Source organism: Enterobacteriaceae bacterium ESL0689, from assembly GCA_029433525.1.
Taxonomy (GTDB): Bacteria; Pseudomonadota; Gammaproteobacteria; order Enterobacterales; family Enterobacteriaceae; genus JAQTIF01.
Window position 1 is genome coordinate 581,852 of the sequence record JAQTIF010000001.1, and the last position, 16,188, is coordinate 598,039.

Annotated in this window: 21 protein-coding genes and 1 pseudogene; 11 read left to right on the top strand and 11 right to left on the bottom strand. The window is 50.0% G+C overall.

The genetic code is table 11. The features are described from left to right. The 4 genes from livG to PT300_02870 are packed head-to-tail and all read right to left on the bottom strand — an operon-like array spanning position 1 to position 4,122. Positions 1 to 768 (bottom strand): high-affinity branched-chain amino acid ABC transporter ATP-binding protein LivG, encoded by a 768-nt coding sequence (gene livG, locus PT300_02855; GenBank protein ID MDF7679602.1) that lies wholly within the window; start codon positions 766 to 768, stop codon positions 1 to 3. Further along, positions 765 to 2,042: a high-affinity branched-chain amino acid ABC transporter permease LivM gene (locus PT300_02860; GenBank protein MDF7679603.1), complete on the bottom strand. Its 1,278-nt coding sequence runs from the start codon at positions 2,040 to 2,042 to the stop codon at positions 765 to 767. The genes livG and PT300_02860 overlap by 4 nt, the downstream gene beginning before the upstream one ends. After that, positions 2,039 to 2,965, bottom strand: coding sequence for a high-affinity branched-chain amino acid ABC transporter permease LivH (gene livH, locus PT300_02865; GenBank protein ID MDF7679604.1), 927 nt, complete (start codon positions 2,963 to 2,965; stop codon positions 2,039 to 2,041). Before livH ends, PT300_02860 begins: the two co-directional genes overlap by 4 nt. A 53-nt stretch (positions 2,966 to 3,018) precedes the next feature. Continuing rightward, on the bottom strand, positions 3,019 to 4,122 hold the full coding sequence (locus PT300_02870) for a branched-chain amino acid ABC transporter substrate-binding protein (GenBank protein ID MDF7679605.1): 1,104 nt from the start codon (positions 4,120 to 4,122) through the stop codon (positions 3,019 to 3,021). Positions 4,123 to 4,598: 476 nt separating this feature from the next. Between PT300_02870 and PT300_02875 the strand changes: the two are divergent. From PT300_02875 to PT300_02895, 5 genes and pseudogenes are all read left to right on the top strand, one after another. Continuing rightward, positions 4,599 to 5,209: pseudogene (locus PT300_02875) on the top strand (IS630 family transposase). A gap of 237 nt (positions 5,210 to 5,446) precedes the next feature. Continuing rightward, complete coding sequence (locus PT300_02880) at positions 5,447 to 6,007, top strand: hypothetical protein (GenBank protein ID MDF7679606.1); 561 nt, start codon at positions 5,447 to 5,449, stop codon at positions 6,005 to 6,007. A gap of 71 nt (positions 6,008 to 6,078) precedes the next feature. Continuing rightward, positions 6,079 to 6,252, top strand: coding sequence for a hypothetical protein (locus tag PT300_02885; GenBank protein MDF7679607.1), 174 nt, complete (start codon positions 6,079 to 6,081; stop codon positions 6,250 to 6,252). 7 nt (positions 6,253 to 6,259) lie between these two features. Next, the gene (locus PT300_02890) at positions 6,260 to 6,598 is read left to right on the top strand and encodes a contact-dependent growth inhibition system immunity protein (GenBank protein ID MDF7679608.1); all 339 of its coding nucleotides are present in this window, start codon (positions 6,260 to 6,262) and stop codon (positions 6,596 to 6,598) included. 381 nt (positions 6,599 to 6,979) lie between these two features. Then, a complete protein-coding gene (locus PT300_02895) occupies positions 6,980 to 7,435 on the top strand; it encodes an antiterminator Q family protein (GenBank protein MDF7679609.1) in 456 nt (151 codons plus the stop codon). A gap of 178 nt (positions 7,436 to 7,613) precedes the next feature. On the opposite strand, the gene PT300_02900 is transcribed toward PT300_02895, so the two are convergent. The 4 genes from PT300_02900 to PT300_02915 form a co-directional block, all read right to left on the bottom strand. Then, on the bottom strand, positions 7,614 to 7,973 hold the full coding sequence (locus PT300_02900) for a transcriptional regulator (GenBank protein MDF7679610.1): 360 nt from the start codon (positions 7,971 to 7,973) through the stop codon (positions 7,614 to 7,616). Positions 7,974 to 7,977: 4 nt separating this feature from the next. Continuing rightward, positions 7,978 to 8,259, bottom strand: coding sequence for a DUF6516 family protein (locus PT300_02905; protein ID MDF7679611.1), 282 nt, complete (start codon positions 8,257 to 8,259; stop codon positions 7,978 to 7,980). A 235-nt stretch (positions 8,260 to 8,494) separates the two neighbouring features. Beyond that, positions 8,495 to 9,265 (bottom strand): Arm DNA-binding domain-containing protein, encoded by a 771-nt coding sequence (locus PT300_02910; GenBank protein ID MDF7679612.1) that lies wholly within the window; start codon positions 9,263 to 9,265, stop codon positions 8,495 to 8,497. A 210-nt stretch (positions 9,266 to 9,475) separates the two neighbouring features. Then, positions 9,476 to 10,342: a YicC family protein gene (locus tag PT300_02915; protein ID MDF7679613.1), complete on the bottom strand. Its 867-nt coding sequence runs from the start codon at positions 10,340 to 10,342 to the stop codon at positions 9,476 to 9,478. 197 nt (positions 10,343 to 10,539) lie between these two features. On the opposite strand from PT300_02915, the gene rph reads away from it, so the two are divergent. The 3 genes from rph to PT300_02930 all read left to right on the top strand — a co-directional run bounded on the left by rph (position 10,540) and on the right by PT300_02930 (position 12,230). Then, the gene (rph, locus tag PT300_02920; GenBank protein MDF7679614.1) at positions 10,540 to 11,256 is read left to right on the top strand and encodes a ribonuclease PH; all 717 of its coding nucleotides are present in this window, start codon (positions 10,540 to 10,542) and stop codon (positions 11,254 to 11,256) included. 217 nt (positions 11,257 to 11,473) lie between these two features. Next, on the top strand, positions 11,474 to 12,115 hold the full coding sequence (pyrE, locus tag PT300_02925; GenBank protein ID MDF7679615.1) for an orotate phosphoribosyltransferase: 642 nt from the start codon (positions 11,474 to 11,476) through the stop codon (positions 12,113 to 12,115). After that, a complete protein-coding gene (locus PT300_02930; protein ID MDF7679616.1) occupies positions 12,105 to 12,230 on the top strand; it encodes a hypothetical protein in 126 nt (41 codons plus the stop codon). The genes pyrE and PT300_02930 overlap by 11 nt, the downstream gene beginning before the upstream one ends. A 46-nt stretch (positions 12,231 to 12,276) precedes the next feature. On the opposite strand, the gene slmA is transcribed toward PT300_02930, so the two are convergent. The 3 genes from slmA to coaBC form a co-directional block, all read right to left on the bottom strand. After that, positions 12,277 to 12,873, bottom strand: a complete 597-nt coding sequence (gene slmA, locus PT300_02935) for a nucleoid occlusion factor SlmA (GenBank protein ID MDF7679617.1) — start codon at positions 12,871 to 12,873, stop codon at positions 12,277 to 12,279. Between the two features lie 100 nt (positions 12,874 to 12,973). Next, positions 12,974 to 13,432, bottom strand: a complete 459-nt coding sequence (gene dut, locus PT300_02940; protein ID MDF7679618.1) for a dUTP diphosphatase — start codon at positions 13,430 to 13,432, stop codon at positions 12,974 to 12,976. Continuing rightward, positions 13,410 to 14,621, bottom strand: coding sequence for a bifunctional phosphopantothenoylcysteine decarboxylase/phosphopantothenate--cysteine ligase CoaBC (gene coaBC / locus PT300_02945; protein ID MDF7679619.1), 1,212 nt, complete (start codon positions 14,619 to 14,621; stop codon positions 13,410 to 13,412). Before coaBC ends, dut begins: the two co-directional genes overlap by 23 nt. 174 nt (positions 14,622 to 14,795) lie before the next feature. On the opposite strand from coaBC, the gene radC reads away from it, so the two are divergent. From radC to rpmG, 3 genes are all read left to right on the top strand, one after another. After that, on the top strand, positions 14,796 to 15,461 hold the full coding sequence (gene radC / locus PT300_02950; GenBank protein MDF7679620.1) for a DNA repair protein RadC: 666 nt from the start codon (positions 14,796 to 14,798) through the stop codon (positions 15,459 to 15,461). A gap of 223 nt (positions 15,462 to 15,684) precedes the next feature. After that, positions 15,685 to 15,921 carry a 50S ribosomal protein L28 gene (gene rpmB / locus PT300_02955; protein ID MDF7679621.1) on the top strand — a complete coding sequence of 79 codons (237 nt, stop codon included), beginning with the start codon at positions 15,685 to 15,687 and terminating at the stop codon, positions 15,919 to 15,921. A gap of 22 nt (positions 15,922 to 15,943) precedes the next feature. Next, entirely contained in the window at positions 15,944 to 16,111 is a 168-nt protein-coding gene (gene rpmG, locus PT300_02960) for a 50S ribosomal protein L33 (protein ID MDF7679622.1), read from the top strand. The last annotated feature ends 77 nt before the right edge of the window (positions 16,112 to 16,188 follow it).

Below are 16,188 nucleotides of genomic sequence, written 5' to 3' on the forward strand. Positions count from 1 at the left end.
TTATGCCTCGCCCAGATAAGCACGGATCACATCCGGATGATGGCGGATCTCTTCTGGCGTGCCATTCGCCAGCGGTGTTCCCTGATTGACCACGTAGATGCGATCAGAAATTCCCATCACCAGCTTCATATCATGCTCAATCAGCAGGATAGTGGTCTGGTGATGACTGCGCAGCCCGGCGATCAATTCGTTCAGTTCATGGGTCTCTTTCGGATTGAGGCCAGCGGCAGGTTCATCCAGCATCAGAATTTGTGGTTGCATCACCATGCAGCGGGCAATTTCCAGCCGCCGCTGGTCGCCATAAGCCAGATTGCTGGCCTGACGATTAGCATGTGCCAGTAAACCAATACGCTCCAGCCAGCTTACGGCACGATCCAGCGCCTCATGCTGCGCACGGCGGAAAGCAGGTAATTTCAGCAAGCCTGATAAAAATCCGGTTTGTAATTGCTGATATTGCGCAACAAGCAGATTTTCTATCACCGTCATTTCACGAAACAAGCGCACATGCTGAAATGTGCGGACAACGCCAAGACGGGCGATTTGCTGTCCCGCCAGCCCCTCAAGATGGCGATCACCCAGCATAATAGTGCCACCCGTGGGTTTGTAAAAACCGGTCAGGCAATTAAAGACCGTTGTTTTCCCGGCACCATTGGGGCCAATCAGCGATACGATCTCTTGCCGATAGAGATCAAGCGATACATTGTTAACCGCCAGCAGGCCACCGAAACGCATCATCAGACCACTAACCGATAATAATGGCTGACTCATAGCTGCTCTCCCTGCGCCTGATCTTTGTTCAGCGCTATCTGTGGACGCATCATCGGTAGCAGCCCTTGTGGACGCCAGATCATCATCAGAACCATTAAGCCACCCAGCATCAACATGCTGTATTCATTGAAATCACGCATCATTTCACGCGATACCACCAGCAGCACCGCCGCCAGAATGACCGCCAGTTGTGAACCCATTCCACCGAGTACTACAATAGCCAGCACAAAGGCGGATTCCGCAAAGGTAAAAGATTCCGGGCTGACAAAGCCCTGACGGGCGGCAAACAGCGTTCCGGCGAAACCGGCAAACGCCGCGCTGATCGTAAAGGCACTGAGTTTGATTCGTGTCGAACTCAAGCCCAGAGAACGACAGGCGATTTCATCTTCACGCAATGCTTCCCATGCCCGACCCAGCGGCATATGCAGTAAGCGATTGATGATAAACAGTGTCAGCACTACCAGCAACAACGCCACCAGATAGAGAAAAATCACCCGATCATTCGGGTTGTAGGACAGGCCAAAGAAGTGACTAAAAGTATCCCAGCCACCTTCGCGAACCTGGCGGCTAAACTCGAGGCCAAACAGTGTCGGTTTTGGGATCTGGCTAATACCGTTCGGGCCGCCAGTAAGCTGGGTATTATTGAGCAATAAAATACGCACAATTTCACCGAAACCGAGCGTAACGATCGCCAGATAGTCACCGCGCAGGCGCAGTACCGGGAAGCCAAGCAGTAAGCCAGCCAGCGCGGACATCAACCCGGCCAGTGGCAGGCAAACCCAGAAGCCGAGGCCATAATAGTGGTTCAGCAACGCAAAGGTATAGGCACCAATAGCATAGAAGCCGCCATATCCGAGAACCAGCAGGCCGGATAAACCGACGACGACATTCAGGCCAAGTCCGAGGATGATATAAATCATCGTCAGGGTGGCGATATCAACCGTTCCGCGCGACACCATAAACGGCCAGATGATGGCAGCCATCAGCAATGCCAGCAAGAACAGCTTCTGCTTCACTGTTGAACCATCAATCGCGGGCATGACAAACCGGGGCCCGGTGAAAGCGTGTTGCATTTTATCTAATAACGGACGCAGCAACTGGAACAGGAAGACTATCACTGTACCGATGATGACCCACTGCCAGCGCGCCGTTGCCGCCGAGGTCACCACCAGCCGGGTGCCGTCCAGCTCAAGCTGGACACCCATAAAAACCGCCGCCAGCACAAAGAACATCATCGCCGGCAGGAGTGCCCTGGCAATATCCATCGGCTTCATACTTTTTCTACCTCCGGGCGACCGAGAATACCGGTAGGCATCACTAATAACACCCCGATCAACAGTGCAAACGAGACAACATCTTTATATTCGGTGCTGAGATACGCCGAAGAGAGTGCTTCAGCAATTCCGAGGATCAGTCCCCCTATCATCGCTCCCGGAATGCTGCCAATCCCGCCGAGCACCGCCGCAGTAAACGCTTTCATTCCCGCCATAAAGCCGATGTACGGATTGATAACACCGTAAAATTGTCCCAGCAAAACACCCGCCACTGCCGCCATTGCCGCACCAATCACAAAGGTCAGGGCAATCACTCGATCGGTATTGATACCAAGCAAACTCGCCATTTTCAGATCTTCCGCGCAAGCACGGCAAGCGCGACCCATCCGTGAATAGCGAATGAAGAGTGTCAGCGCCAGCATCGCGGCAAAAGTCACGATCCAGATCATCAGTTGCATCATCGTGATCGTCGCGGCAAAGTTCTCGCTATCACCGATGACCCACTGACCGTTAAACAGACTCGGTAGCGCGATATCGCGCGAGCCTTCGGTCAGGCTGACATAATTTTGCAGGAAGATAGACATACCGATCGCTGAAATCAACGCAATCAGACGTTTAGAGTGACGCACCGGCCGATAGGCGACACGTTCAATACTCCAGCCATAAGCGCTGGCGATAATAATAGCTCCGGTAAATCCGGCGGCAACCAGCAACAGATTACTGTCAATCCCCATCATCATCAGCAACGCAATAATCATGAAAGAGACATAGCTACCTATCATATATACTTCACCGTGGGCGAAGTTAATCATGCCAATAATGCCGTACACCATCGTATAACCGATAGCGATCAGCGCATAGGCACTTCCCAGCGTGATGCCATTAAACATCTGCTGCAGAAAGTAGAGAAACTGCTCAGACATAAGATAACCTTTTGTATGCCGCCTGCATTATGCAGACGGCGGGATAACGTAGCTTATTTGGCGACAGAAGAAGTGCCATCCGCATGCCAGCTAAATACGCCAAACTCAAATCCCTTCAGGTCACCATTTTCGCGCCACGACAGTGGCCCCATAACCGTATTAACCGGGTGCGCTTTCAGATAACTGGCGATAGTTGCCGGATCATCGGATTGGTTCAAACCGGCCTCTAAAGACTGTATTGCGGCATAAGTCATCCAGACAAACACCCCGCTGGGATCTTTTTTATGGGCTTTAATCGCCTCAACAATCGGTTGGTTCGCCGGGATTTGATCGTAACTCTGTGGTTTAGTTACCAGCATCCCTTCCGCTGATTGTCCGGCAATATTAGATAACGAGACATTGCCGACCCCTTCTGGTCCCATAAACTGTGTGGTCAATCCTGCGGCACGGGACTGGCGTAAAATTTGCCCCATTTCCGGGTGATAGCCACCGTAATAAACAAAATCGATATTTTCTTTTTTCAGCCGGGCAACCAGGGTGGAGAAATCTTTCTCACCCGCAGTAATACCATCAAAAAATACGATATTCGCCTCACCTTTTTTCAGGCCGTCCTGTACCGCACGCGCCAGGCCTTCACCGTATTGCTGTTTATCATGAATGATGGCGATACGCTGTGGCTTCACTTTTTCAAGAATATAGCGGGCAGCAGTCGGGCCTTGATCAGAATCGAGTCCAGTCGTACGCATCACCAGTTTATAGCCGCGTGAAGTCAGATCGGGGGCGGTCGCCGCAGGCGTAATCATCAGGATACCGTCTTCTTCATAAATATCGGAAGCGGGCTGGGTTGAGGACGAGCATAAATGACCAATAACATATCGGATGCCGTCATTAACCACTTTATTGGCGACCGCAACGGCTTGTTTGGGGTCACAGGCATCGTCATATTTGACGATTTGCAGTTTATTACCTTTGATACCGCCTTTGGCGTTAATATCAGCGACAGCCTGTTCAGCGCCGGTAAACTCCTGATCACCGTATTGCGCGACAGGCCCTGACATGGCACCAACGACGGCGATTTTAATATTATCAGCCTGCGCTGCGCTGCTCATCACTAAGGCAATACATCCTGCCAGTAATGCTTTGCTTTTTATATTCATCCTGATTCTCCCTATTAATGTAGTTTTTGTATTTGCAGTAGTGCTATTTTTTAGTTGATTATGCCCATTTATCGCCCGAGAAAACCAATGGCATCAGTTGTGGATGCCAGGTATCTGGTAACGTTCCAGCATACTATGCTAAACATACCGTTATTCAGCGAAATTTGAAATGACTGTTTTATTTCAGAAAACAAAACATCCCGTCAGACCTTGCCCGATCTTTTATCGCAACAGCTTAGCTGTGCCTTTACCCTGATTATCACTCTGATACCATTATTCCGCACCAGGGACGAACGCCTGGTAAAATAAAGTTAAAAATAAACAACAATTATGTTGTTAATTATTAACTTCAGCTGTTATTCATTTTAATGGCTATTAATCATCCGCCAATTAGTAAATCCCTTTGAGGGAACTCAGCCCGGATTTTGCGATCTGATCAATCGACAAACATCACAAATCACCTGCCGGACTGAGCGATGCCGATCATAGCACCAATACCCCGTGATGAACGACGCCTGATGCAGAAAACTATCCATAAAACACGCGATAAAAACCATGCCCGCAGGCTGACCGCCATGCTGATGTTTTACGAAGATGAGGTGGATATTCATCTCAACCCGAAAATCGGTGCTGACTGGCAGTTACGTGGACAGCAAAAACGGGTGGTCACACCCGGTCAGAATGAAAAATATTATCTGGCAGGGGCATTGCATAGTGGTACAGGTAAAGTCAGTTACGTGGGCGGCAGTAGCAAGGCATCATCTTTATTTATCAGCCTGTCAGAGCATCTGAAAGCGACGTACCGACGGGCAAAGACGATAATACTCATTGTGGATAACTACATTATTCACAGGAGTGAGAAAACACGAGACTGGCTGAAAGCGAATCCAAAATTTAACGTTATTTATCAGCCGGTTTACTCACCGTGGGTGAATCATGTTGAGCGATTATGGCAGGCGCTTCACGATACGATAACGCGCAATCATCAGTGCTGTTCAATGTGGCAACTGTTGAAAAAGGTTCGTCACTTTATGGAAACGGTAAGTCCATTCTCCCCGGTGGTAAACATGGGCTGGCGAAAGTGTAGCAGCATTAGGCGCTAATGAAATGGACACCTCCCCATCACGGCTTCAGTGAGGCATGCTGTAAGTGCAAACCAACAGCAAAATAAAGAGGTGTCCAGTGGAACAAATTATCGGAATTGATCTGACAAAGCGAGTTTTTCAGCTGCAATTACAAGGGGTGTTGACCGTATCCCCTGAGGGGAATACTCTTAAATTTTCTTTACTGTTCCCGTCGTTTATATTGAATAAAGGGAATTGCAATGAACGAAGAAGGGTTAACGATTGCGATCTCCCCCGTGCAAATGACAACTATTTTGTGCGGAAAGAATGTGAGCTCAGGTGAAACATGGAGTAACCGTCTGTGGGGCGGGTTAGGTGTTGTTGGCGGCGTGTTTGAAATACCCGGAGCCGGGGTGCTTTGCATTGTGCCGGAACCAACCATGATAACTAAAGCTGGCTGCGTTGTCATAGGCGCACATAGTCTTGATACACTCAATGCCTCATTCCAGCAGGTTCTTACTGGTCGTAAAACGGATACAGCAACAGCTCAACTCGCAGAGTTAGCAGCAGGTAAACTTGGCGCGGATAAAGATACGGCTTACAAAGTTGGCGTTACCGTTGATCTTGCTGTCCCGTTTGTTTTTGCCGTAGCCGCCGGAGCGGCGAGAGTTGGCTCAATATTTGCCGGTCGTATCCGGCTGGCGGAGCATGAAGGGCGCGCGCTGGGGCATACGATTACCCGCCATGTTGGGTTGTCACCCGAGCAAATGATAGCTCGTTTGAATTCTCCGAGGGCACCGGGGCGTGTTTTAACAGCGTAAAACAAGCGGAATTACTGATTTCTGACATGCTTTCGCTCAAGCGGAGCTAGTTAGAAGGAGCACTCAAGTATATGGTTCCCGAGGCAAAATTACCGCTTGAACATCGATTTTCTTTTCCAGTCGGAACCTATATCGACAAGGGAACAACAACGCTAAGAAAGGCTTACACGGTGCGCGTTATTGTCCGCTCCAGACAGTTTGGCGGTAAAACATATTACATACTGACAGCCTACCCGGCACCATGAGGGCATAATGGATACTGATTCAACTAAACCCTGCGAGCTTGATACCGTTGTTATCGTTTATTTTGAGCAGGATGCTGACCTTATAGATGAAGAGTACGACTTTGATAATTTGCTTAATGATTATTTCAGTACCGCAACAGAATTTAATCTAAGAATGTTGTTGGCAAATCTCAATGAAATAGAGGATCAACAAGACGGCTATACGGTAATTATCGATCGGTACAGAGGAGATTTTACTCCTGAAAGGTGGAATATGTCGGCAGAGAAATGGGTGAAGAATGTTAAATTACGTCTCGTCGACTACATGAATAAAAAGGAATACTCGACAAAACTATCAAATTTTTAGAGTGTTTTTCATGCTTACAGTTCTGTCATTATGCTTTACGGCGCGCACTCACGTGCTGAGTTTATACAGTAATGCCGCCGGTGCTGTAACTCGCTTTCAATGCTGGCTGGGTTGAACAACAAGCCTGCTCCGCAGAGACCGACCGCAACCGGCAATATTGAAGCCGGTTTTATTGTGCCATTTTCTCGCGTTTTCCCCGTTTTTTAGCCATGCATGCAATAGGGGTATGGACGAGTTTCCGGCCATAAACAAAAGCCCGCGCCCCTCCAATGTGCGGGCTTTTTCTATTCAGTGTTCGGGGTGCGGGCTGGTGGCGTAGAGTAAAGTGCTCTACGTTTAAAATCAGTAAGTTATGAACATTTACAGGGTGAGGGCTGAATAATGCGTGATATACGGGCAGTGATGCAACGCTGGGGAGAATGGGCGGCGCATGAAGAAAACCGCTCTGCGTGGCCTGCTATTTGTGCCACCTTCCGGGGAGTGCTGGCGGGTAAATCATCTTTGCGTCCGTCCTGTACCGACGATGACGGCCTGATAATCGACGCCTGCGTATCGAGGCTACACATTGCTGGCCGCGATGCAGAACGTGAGGTGCTCTTTGCTTATTACGTCCTGCGCCTCTCCCTGCGCGATGTGGCTGACTTATTTGAAACCAACCGTATGCAAGTGCGTAATCTGCTGTCAGGGGCAGAGAACTTCGTTAACGGCGGTCTGGTGGCGCTGGGCGTCAGGCTGGATATGGATCTGGTACTGAAAGCTACCGGGCAGATGAAAACGCCTGCATTTCTGCTGCGCGGGTTTGAGGACGTTTCTGGCCGTGTGCTGGTGGCGGGTTGATCCTCCAGTTTTGGAGGATGATGAAATGCCTAGGGTTTATTCAGCTTCCCCCAATGGGGGAAATTAATTTTAATCAGGGGGTTAGCGATTTTGCGAATCTGTGCAGATTTGCAAAGTTTTCATTCCGGCCACCAGCCAGAAAAATCATCTTTCTGGCTGGTGGCTTTAGCTGGCATGGCTACGCCGCTGCATCGTCTGAGTTGAACTCAATGTGTATCCGGTCATAGGGTAACGCGATCTTCTCGGCGTCCTTATCCAAAACTCCCCCGTTCAGTAGTGACTGAACATCGTTATACACGCCGCGAAAATCACGATTAACAATGCGCGATAACTCGCGGATAGACACCGCCTGCTTTCCTTCCATTGCTTTGATGATCTGCCAGCGGTTAGGGGCAAGCATGGTTTTTGCCAGTTGTTCCACAGTGGGAAATACCAGTTCTGAGCCGATAAAACCCCCTTTCATTGCGCGGGAGGCGTCCGACATTGCCGCCCGGAAAGCATCATCAACGGTCATTACTCTGACGGTCAGCACTCGCATGGTGTTACCTCCTTAACAGGTTAATATCTGCATGAAAACTGGCGATCAGGTTTTCAATGGTGGTGAATATCACCGGGTGTTCCTGTTCGCCAATGTATTTATGATCACCTTTGCCGCGCTCGTTGTCATACCTCATGACGCACACACCATCTACGATGTAGGCCAGGCTGTATTTGTACTGGTGTTGGCTTCCTAATATTGCCGGGTCTACCTCCAGAATGCGGATTGAGGCAAAAGCGTTATCAGCTATCTGGATTCGGCGGTTCATCAACTCAACAGCGGGCATGGGCTTATCTCCTTATTGATGTAAATCATAGCATCAGATAAGGGTGATGTAAATAGATACATCAATCGCGCAAATTTAACGGGCGGGGGGTAAAAATCAAAGCCCTTTAAGGTGAATAGTATTAATACTTGGTGAACACTAAAATTATAAGTATTCACCTGTATTTTTACTTATAAATCATTTTCTTATTCTTTTTAGTGAACAGTGTGAATATTTATATCCAGAAATTACGGTATTACTTCCTGTTTGCTATTGGTACTACGTTGTAATCCTCTCCTTTCTCCAGAGCCGCCAGTAAACCCGCCCAGCGCTCAAGTGCCGCCAGGCGTTCCTCAAGATACTGGTGGCGGTTAGCCTGGAAGAACTGGATAAGTTCTTCACGGGTTAACCAGCGTTCCCGGCTTTTCTCCTGCCCGCCAGCATCGGCAACCTCAAAAGCGCCAGTGGGGTTAATCTCCAGCATGTGCCGCCTGATTCCGTAGTCGAATATGCGGCGCGTCCAGCGTAGTACGTCATTGGCAATGGTTGGGGCACCGCGAGAGACGATCTTCTGCAACATATCATCGATATGCCGGGGGCGAACGTCCTCTACTTTCAGATGGCCTATGTTGGGGTTAATGTCTTTGTCGATGCGGCGGCGCAGAATATCCGGGTGTTTCCACCGTCCCATAATCTGGCGCTCGAAATACTCTGCGGCTAATTCAGCTACACGGAGCGCGTTTTTCTCCTGCTCCATTTTCTCCAGCGCGTCGGCTTTGCGCTCCTGCTTCTCCCCGGCTACGTCAAAGCCCAGGGCAACACGGGCTGATAGCTCTTTGGCTGTCTCTCGTGCTTTGGCTAACGAAAGCTCACCGTAAGAGCCGATCTGCATCACGCGCTTTTTACCTGAAAACTTATACCGGTAGCGCCATATAGGGACTTTATCCCCCGCCCGGTAGCGCAGGTATAGCCCGTTGCCGTCTGAGCGCCCCTCAAACCGTTCTCCTGCCTTAATCCATGCCCGTATCTAAATATCTGTCAGCTTTGCCATAGTGTCGCCTGTGTGTTGAGTAGGGGGTGTACCCAAAAACAATTGCTAAAATACGTTTGGGTACACCTTTGGGTACACCATTTCCCCGCGATGTTATGCAATCATATGCGACAGTATGAAAATTAAAAAGCCCGCATTTAGCGGGCTGTATTGGTTTTATGCTACTGAGTGCGACAGTATGCAACGTTACTCGATGTTTTGAATCTGCTCACGCATCTGTTCAATCAATACCTTTAGCTCAATCGCTGAGCTGGTGATGTCGGTGTTGATGGATTTCGAAGCCAGGGTGTTTGATTCGCGGTTAAACTCCTGCATCATAAAGTCGAGCCGACGACCAACAGCCTCTTTTTTCTTCAGAATATTTCTCGTCTCTTTGACATGTGCCTCCAGGCGGTCCAGCTCTTCAGCAACGTCAATACGTTGTGCCAGTAACACCAGCTCCTGTTCAAGACGGTTATTTTCCAGTTGAACTTCCGCCTCTTCCAGTCGACTCACCAGACGGTCATGCTGCCATTGCAGGATTTCTGGCATATGGGCACGTACTTTTTCCACTTCCGTCGTGACCGCGTCCAGACGTTGCTCGATAAGTGTTTTCAGGGCCTTTCCTTCGGTTTCGCGGGCAATGATAAAGTTATCCAGCGCATCGTTCAGGGCGGAGAGAATGTCAGTGGTAATCGCATCAAGATCCTGTTCTGCGGCCGCCATCACGCCGGGCCAGCGCAGGATCTCAACTGGGTTGATTTCTCCTGCTTCACGGTTTTGTGTCCTGATCCACTGCGCAGCGCTAATCAGTTGTCTGGCAAGATTTTCATTCAGGATGAGTTTGCTTTGGCTTCCTGGGTCCTGTTCAAACCGTAAGGTACACTCGACTTTTCCGCGCGTCAGACGCGAACGAATACGCTCACGCACTACCGGCTCCAGGCTGCGGAACTGTTCCGGCAGGCGGATATAGGTTTCCAGATAGCGTTGATTGACTGAGCGTAACTCCCATATGGCGCTTCCCCATTCACCCTTGATTTCGCACCGGGCATAGGCGGTCATACTGCGGATCATAACTGTTCCTGTTATTAAAAAAAGTGGAGGGATTATAGCTGTCCTGGTTCTGACAGGACAGGAATAAGCGAATCTGCCCCGGCATGTTGCTGTCATCTTTCAGCTTGTGCATTATCAGCCACTGATCGCCTCAATGCATACTGAATAATTTAGGCTATAATGCGCAGCCACATTTATTACAAACCGGAGTATTCATTATGCGTTCAGCAGGTCGTAGCGCTCATCAGACGCGCCCTGTCATCCTGACCCGTCACTATACAAAATACGCAGAAGGCTCCGTGCTGGTCGAATTTGGTGATACCAAAGTATTGTGTACCGCCTCGGTAGAAGAGGGTGTGCCACGTTTTCTGAAAGGTCAGGGTCAGGGATGGATCACCGCAGAGTATGGCATGTTACCGCGAGCAACCCATACCCGTAACCTGCGCGAAGCGGCAAAAGGTAAACAGAGTGGCCGTACTATGGAGATCCAGCGCTTGATTGCCCGGGCACTGCGTGCCGCCGTCGATCTGAAAGTGTTGGGTGAATTTACGATTACGCTCGATTGCGATGTGTTACAGGCGGATGGCGGTACGCGCACGGCGTCAATTACCGGGGCCTGCGTGGCACTGGCTGATGCGCTCAATAAGCTGGTGGCAAAAGGGAAACTGAAAAACAATCCGATGAAAGGGATGGTGGCGGCTATATCTGTCGGTATCGTTAATGGTGAGGCACTTTGCGATCTGGAGTACGTTGAAGATTCTGCTGCAGAAACGGATATGAATGTGGTGATGATGGAAGATGGCCGCATGATTGAAGTGCAGGGTACGGCGGAAGGCGAGCCCTTTAGCCATGAAGAATTTCTCACTTTACTGGCGCTGGCGCGGGAGGGAATTGCTACCCTGATCCCGCTACAGAAAGCGGCGCTGGAAAATTGATAGCAAAGCGACTGAATAGTCGCTTTTTTTTTGCATATTACTGCTAAAAAATTAACCCAGATAACCCATGATAAAAATAAGCGTCTATCCCATCAGGCGTGATTAACGCAGGCAGTCTGGACATGGGCAGCGCCGAGCAACTTTCCGGCACTGCCCGGCGCCAGACCGACCAGTCAAATAGCCTGATGAGTCAGACCCTAAGATAAGGAGCTTGTCCATGAAACTCTATCAGCGCCAGTTTATTGATTTTGCGCTTAACAAACAGGTGCTCAGGTTTGGTGAGTTTACACTCAAATCCGGGCGTAAAAGTCCCTATTTCTTCAACGCGGGCCTGTTTAACACTGGCCATGATCTGGCGTTATTAGGCCGTTTTTATGCCGCTGCATTGGTTGATTCAGCCGTCGACTTCGATCTCTTGTTTGGCCCGGCTTATAAAGGGATACCGATTGCGACAACAACAGCGGTTGCGCTGGCAGAGCATCATGATCGGGATGTGCCTTATTGTTTTAATCGTAAAGAGACAAAGCAGCATGGCGAGGGTGGCAATCTGGTTGGCAGCCCGCTCGCGGGGCGGGTTATGCTGGTGGATGATGTGATCACTGCCGGTACGGCGATTCGTGAATCGATGACAATGATTCAGGCGCATGGTGCCACGCTTGCCGGTGTGCTGATTTCGCTGGATCGTCAGGAGCGTGGCAACAGTCAGCTTTCCGCTATTCAGGAAGTGGAACGCGATTATGGCTGTAAAGTAACGGCGATTATTACCCTGCAGGATCTGATGAGTTATCTGGCAGAGAAACCACAGATGGCCGGGCAGCTGGCAGCGGTACGGGCTTATCAGGAAAAGTTTGGCGTATAACGGCTTGACTCGTCAGGGCTATTATGGCCCTGGCGCGTGTCCGAAATCTTTATGTACCACCAGTACGCTGCGTTTTTCGGTACTGTTTGTCCGTCAGACCAATGATGCCGGGTAACGCCAGGCGCTGCTTCCCCAGCCCGGCGCCCGCCACGAGAGGATGATTACTGGAGTTGTGCGGCGATCAGCGGCCAGCGAGCATCGAAATCACAGGTTGGCCGATATTTAAATTCACTGCGCACAAACCGTGACAACATGCCTTCACAAAAAGCCATTAGCTGGCTGGCCAGCACAGACTCATCACTGCTATAACTCTGGCCTTCACGCAGTTTTTTCTCACGTATCACCTGGCGCAGTTGTGCTTCAATGCGGTCAAAGAGTTGATTGATTCGTCCCTGCAGGCGGTCTTGTTCAAACATTAGCGCATGACCGGTCAAAATGCGTGTTAGTCCAGGATTACGTTCACCAAACCCAAGAATCAACAACATAATCAGTCGCAGACGTGAAGAGGTATCTTTCTCGTCTTTTAAAATTAAATTGATACGGGTCAGCAAACTGTCTTCGATAAACTCGATCAGACTATCAAACATGCGTGTCTTACTGGGGAAATGGCGGTATAACGCCGCTTCAGAGACACCCACTGACGCGGCTAGCTTCGCTGTTGTAATGCGCTGGTTACCGTCGCTTGACTCCAGCATCAAAGCCAGAGACTGAAGTATTTCTTCACGACGATTCCTTTTCGCCGCCTGTTTTGCTGTCATGGATAACAAACCCCTGAAAATAAGCACGGGTCAGGAAAATACCCGCAAATGGCCATTTATAGCGATGTTATTTGAAATACAGACTGTATTATCGTCCGGCTTATAGCCGTCCGGAATGACCAAAGCCACCCTCACCACGTTGAGTGACGTCAAAATCTTCTACCAGATTAAATTCCACTTGCACCACCGGGACAAATACCATTTGCGCAATGCGCTCTCCAGGTTCGATGGTAAAGCTCTGCTGGCTCCGGTTCCAGACGGAAACCATAAGCTGTCCCTGGTAATCGGAATCGATAAGCCCGACCAGATTACCCAGTACGATACCGTGCTTATGACCCAGTCCGGAGCGTGGCAGAATGATTGCCGCCAGTGCCGGGTCAGCGATATAGACCGCCAGACCTGTTGGCAATAAGGTGGTGGCACCGGGAGCCAGTTCGATTGGATTGTCGAGACAAGCGCGCAGATCCAGCCCGGCAGCACCGGCGGTAGCATACGTGGGCAAGGGGAATTGCTGACCAATGCGCGGGTCCAGAATCTTAACATCGATTTTTTTCATCATAACGGGCCATAATCTCGTTGAGTAATAATTGTCCAAGGCGTTCCTTGTGCGTCAGCGGTAAACGTTTATCGCCCTGCTGCCAGAAAAGGTGTAATGCGTTGTTATCACTATTAAACCCCTGATCAGGCTGTGAAACGTCATTAGCACAAATCAAATCGAGATTTTTGCAAAGACGTTTTTGTCGTGCGTATTCTTCCACATTATTCGTTTCAGCGGCAAACCCAACGACGAAAGGACGATGAGCTGTCAGTGCAGCAACACCTGCGACAATATCCGGATTTTTGATCAATGTTATCGTTAATTCATCGCCTTGTTTTTTCATTTTTTCTTTTGCAACATCGGCAGCCCGGTAATCAGCGACGGCGGCGCAGCCAATAAAAATGTGTTGTTGGCGGATATTTTTCTGCACCGCCGCTTCCATTTCCAGTGCGGTGGTGACATTGATTCGCTCTACTCCGGCGGGGGTGGGCAAAGAGACCGGACCACTGATCAGTGTCACTTTCGCCCCCCGGCTGGCGGCAGCTGCGGCAATGGCAAAGCCCATTTTGCCGGAGCTGTGATTGGTGATATAGCGTACCGGGTCGAGGGGTTCGCGGGTTGGACCCGCGGTAATCATGATATTGAGATGTTGTAAATCATCGACTGGCGAAAAGTGGCTGGCCGCCAGATCGACGATCGCCAGCGGCTCCAGCATACGCCCTGGGCCAATATCACCACAAGCCTGATGACCGCTGTCTGGCCCCCACAGCAACAGCTCGCGCGCTGCCAGCACGCGCAGATTATGCTGCGTGGCTGCTGCCCGGTACATTTGCTGGTTCATTGCCGGAACGATAGCCACCGGTGAAGAAGTGGCGAGACAGATCGCGCAGACCAGATCATCGGCCATGCCAGCAGCAAGGCGAGCGATCAGATCGGCGGTGGCGGGCGCCAGGATCACCAGATCAGCCCATTTAGCCAGCTCAATATGGCCCATCGCCGCTTCTGCTGTCGGATCAAGCAGGCTGTCCGCAACCGGGTGCCCTGATACCGCCTGTAAACTTAATGGCGTAATGAAAGCTTTAGCCGCGGGTGTCATCACGACACGGACATCGGCACCACGATCACGCAGACGGCGTACCAGCTCAGGCGTTTTATAAGCGGCAATGCCACCGCTTACGCCCAGAACAATCTTTTTAGCGCTCAGACTCATGATGGTTTTCCTGTTGCAGTACGCCAGAATCTGCGCATCTTATCATAATCCATAAGCTATCGCAGGGAAGCCAGCGGTTCATTTTGCGAGGCGCTACGCAAGAGAAAGCTATCACTGTCGGTCAGGGCAGAGAGGGTGTGTGATAATCAGCGGCACAGGAGAGGAGAGTTGGTTATGGATACGTTATCCCCCCCGATGCCCCGGGAAAAAATGCAGCTTTATGGCGTCGGCTCTTTAACCGATGTTGAGCTGCTGGCACTGTTTCTGCGTACAGGAACACGGCAAAAAAATGTGATAACTTTGTCGCATGATATATTGCAGCGCTTTGGCTCATTATATGGTCTGTTGTCAGCGGATAAAGCCGAGTTTGATGAGATTGATGGCATCGGTCTGGCGAAATATGCACAGTTGAAAGGCATTGCCGAGCTGGCACGACGCTATTTTAGTTTGCGCATCATGAACGAATCGCCACTCTCGACCCCGCTAATGGCACGAGAGTTTTTACAAAGTCAGCTGGCAGATGAAGAACGGGAGGTGTTCATCGTTATTTTCCTCGATAATCAGAATCGGGTATTGAAACATTGCCGCCTTTTTTCGGGTACGCTGAGCCATGTTGAAGTACATCCACGAGAAATTGTCCGCGAGGCAATCAAAGTCAACGCGGCAGCGGTGATCCTGGCCCATAATCATCCTTCTGGTTGCCCCGAACCCAGTAAGGCTGACAGATTAATCACCGAAAGAGTGATAGAGTGTTGCGATTTTATGGAGATTCGGGTACTTGATCATCTGGTCATTGGCCGTGGTGCCTGTATCTCTTTTGCCGAACGTGGATGGATTTAGCGCGTTATCTTGTGTGATCCTGCGGGATCTTTATCTGTGCGGGACTTGAGCACATCGCTGAGTCAGCGTATACTACGCCACCTTTGAGAATCTCGGGTTTGGCATTTGGGCCTGGCAATCGCTGATCCATTAAATGCACGGCGATGACCGGGCTGTAAAGCCTGACGAGGCGCCAATACCCCATACGAAGCTCGAGCTAATTTGATTTTTGGAGAATAGAGACATGTCCCGAGTCTGCCAAGTTACTGGCAAGCGTCCGGTGACCGGTAATAACCGTTCCCACGCACTGAATGCGACAAAGCGCCGTTTCCTGCCAAACCTGCACTCTCACCGTTTCTGGGTTGAGAGCGAAAAGCGTTTTGTTACCCTGCGCGTATCTGCTAAAGGTATGCGTGTTATCGATAAGAAAGGCATTGATACAGTTCTCGCTGAGCTGCGTGCCCGTGGCGAAAAGTGCTGAGTGCTTAAAGAGGAAATAAATCATGGCTAAAGGTATTCGTGAGAAAATCAAGCTGGTTTCTTCTGCTGGTACAGGTCATTTCTACACCACGACGAAGAACAAACGTACTAAACCAGAAAAACTGGAACTGAGAAAATTCGATCCCGTTATTCGCCAGTACGTTGTATACAAAGAAGCGAAAATCAAATAATTTTCCGCTCTTTGTCAGAAAAAACCCTGCTTCTGCGGGGTTTTTCTTTTTGCTGATGCCTGGTGAAAAGCGCCGGA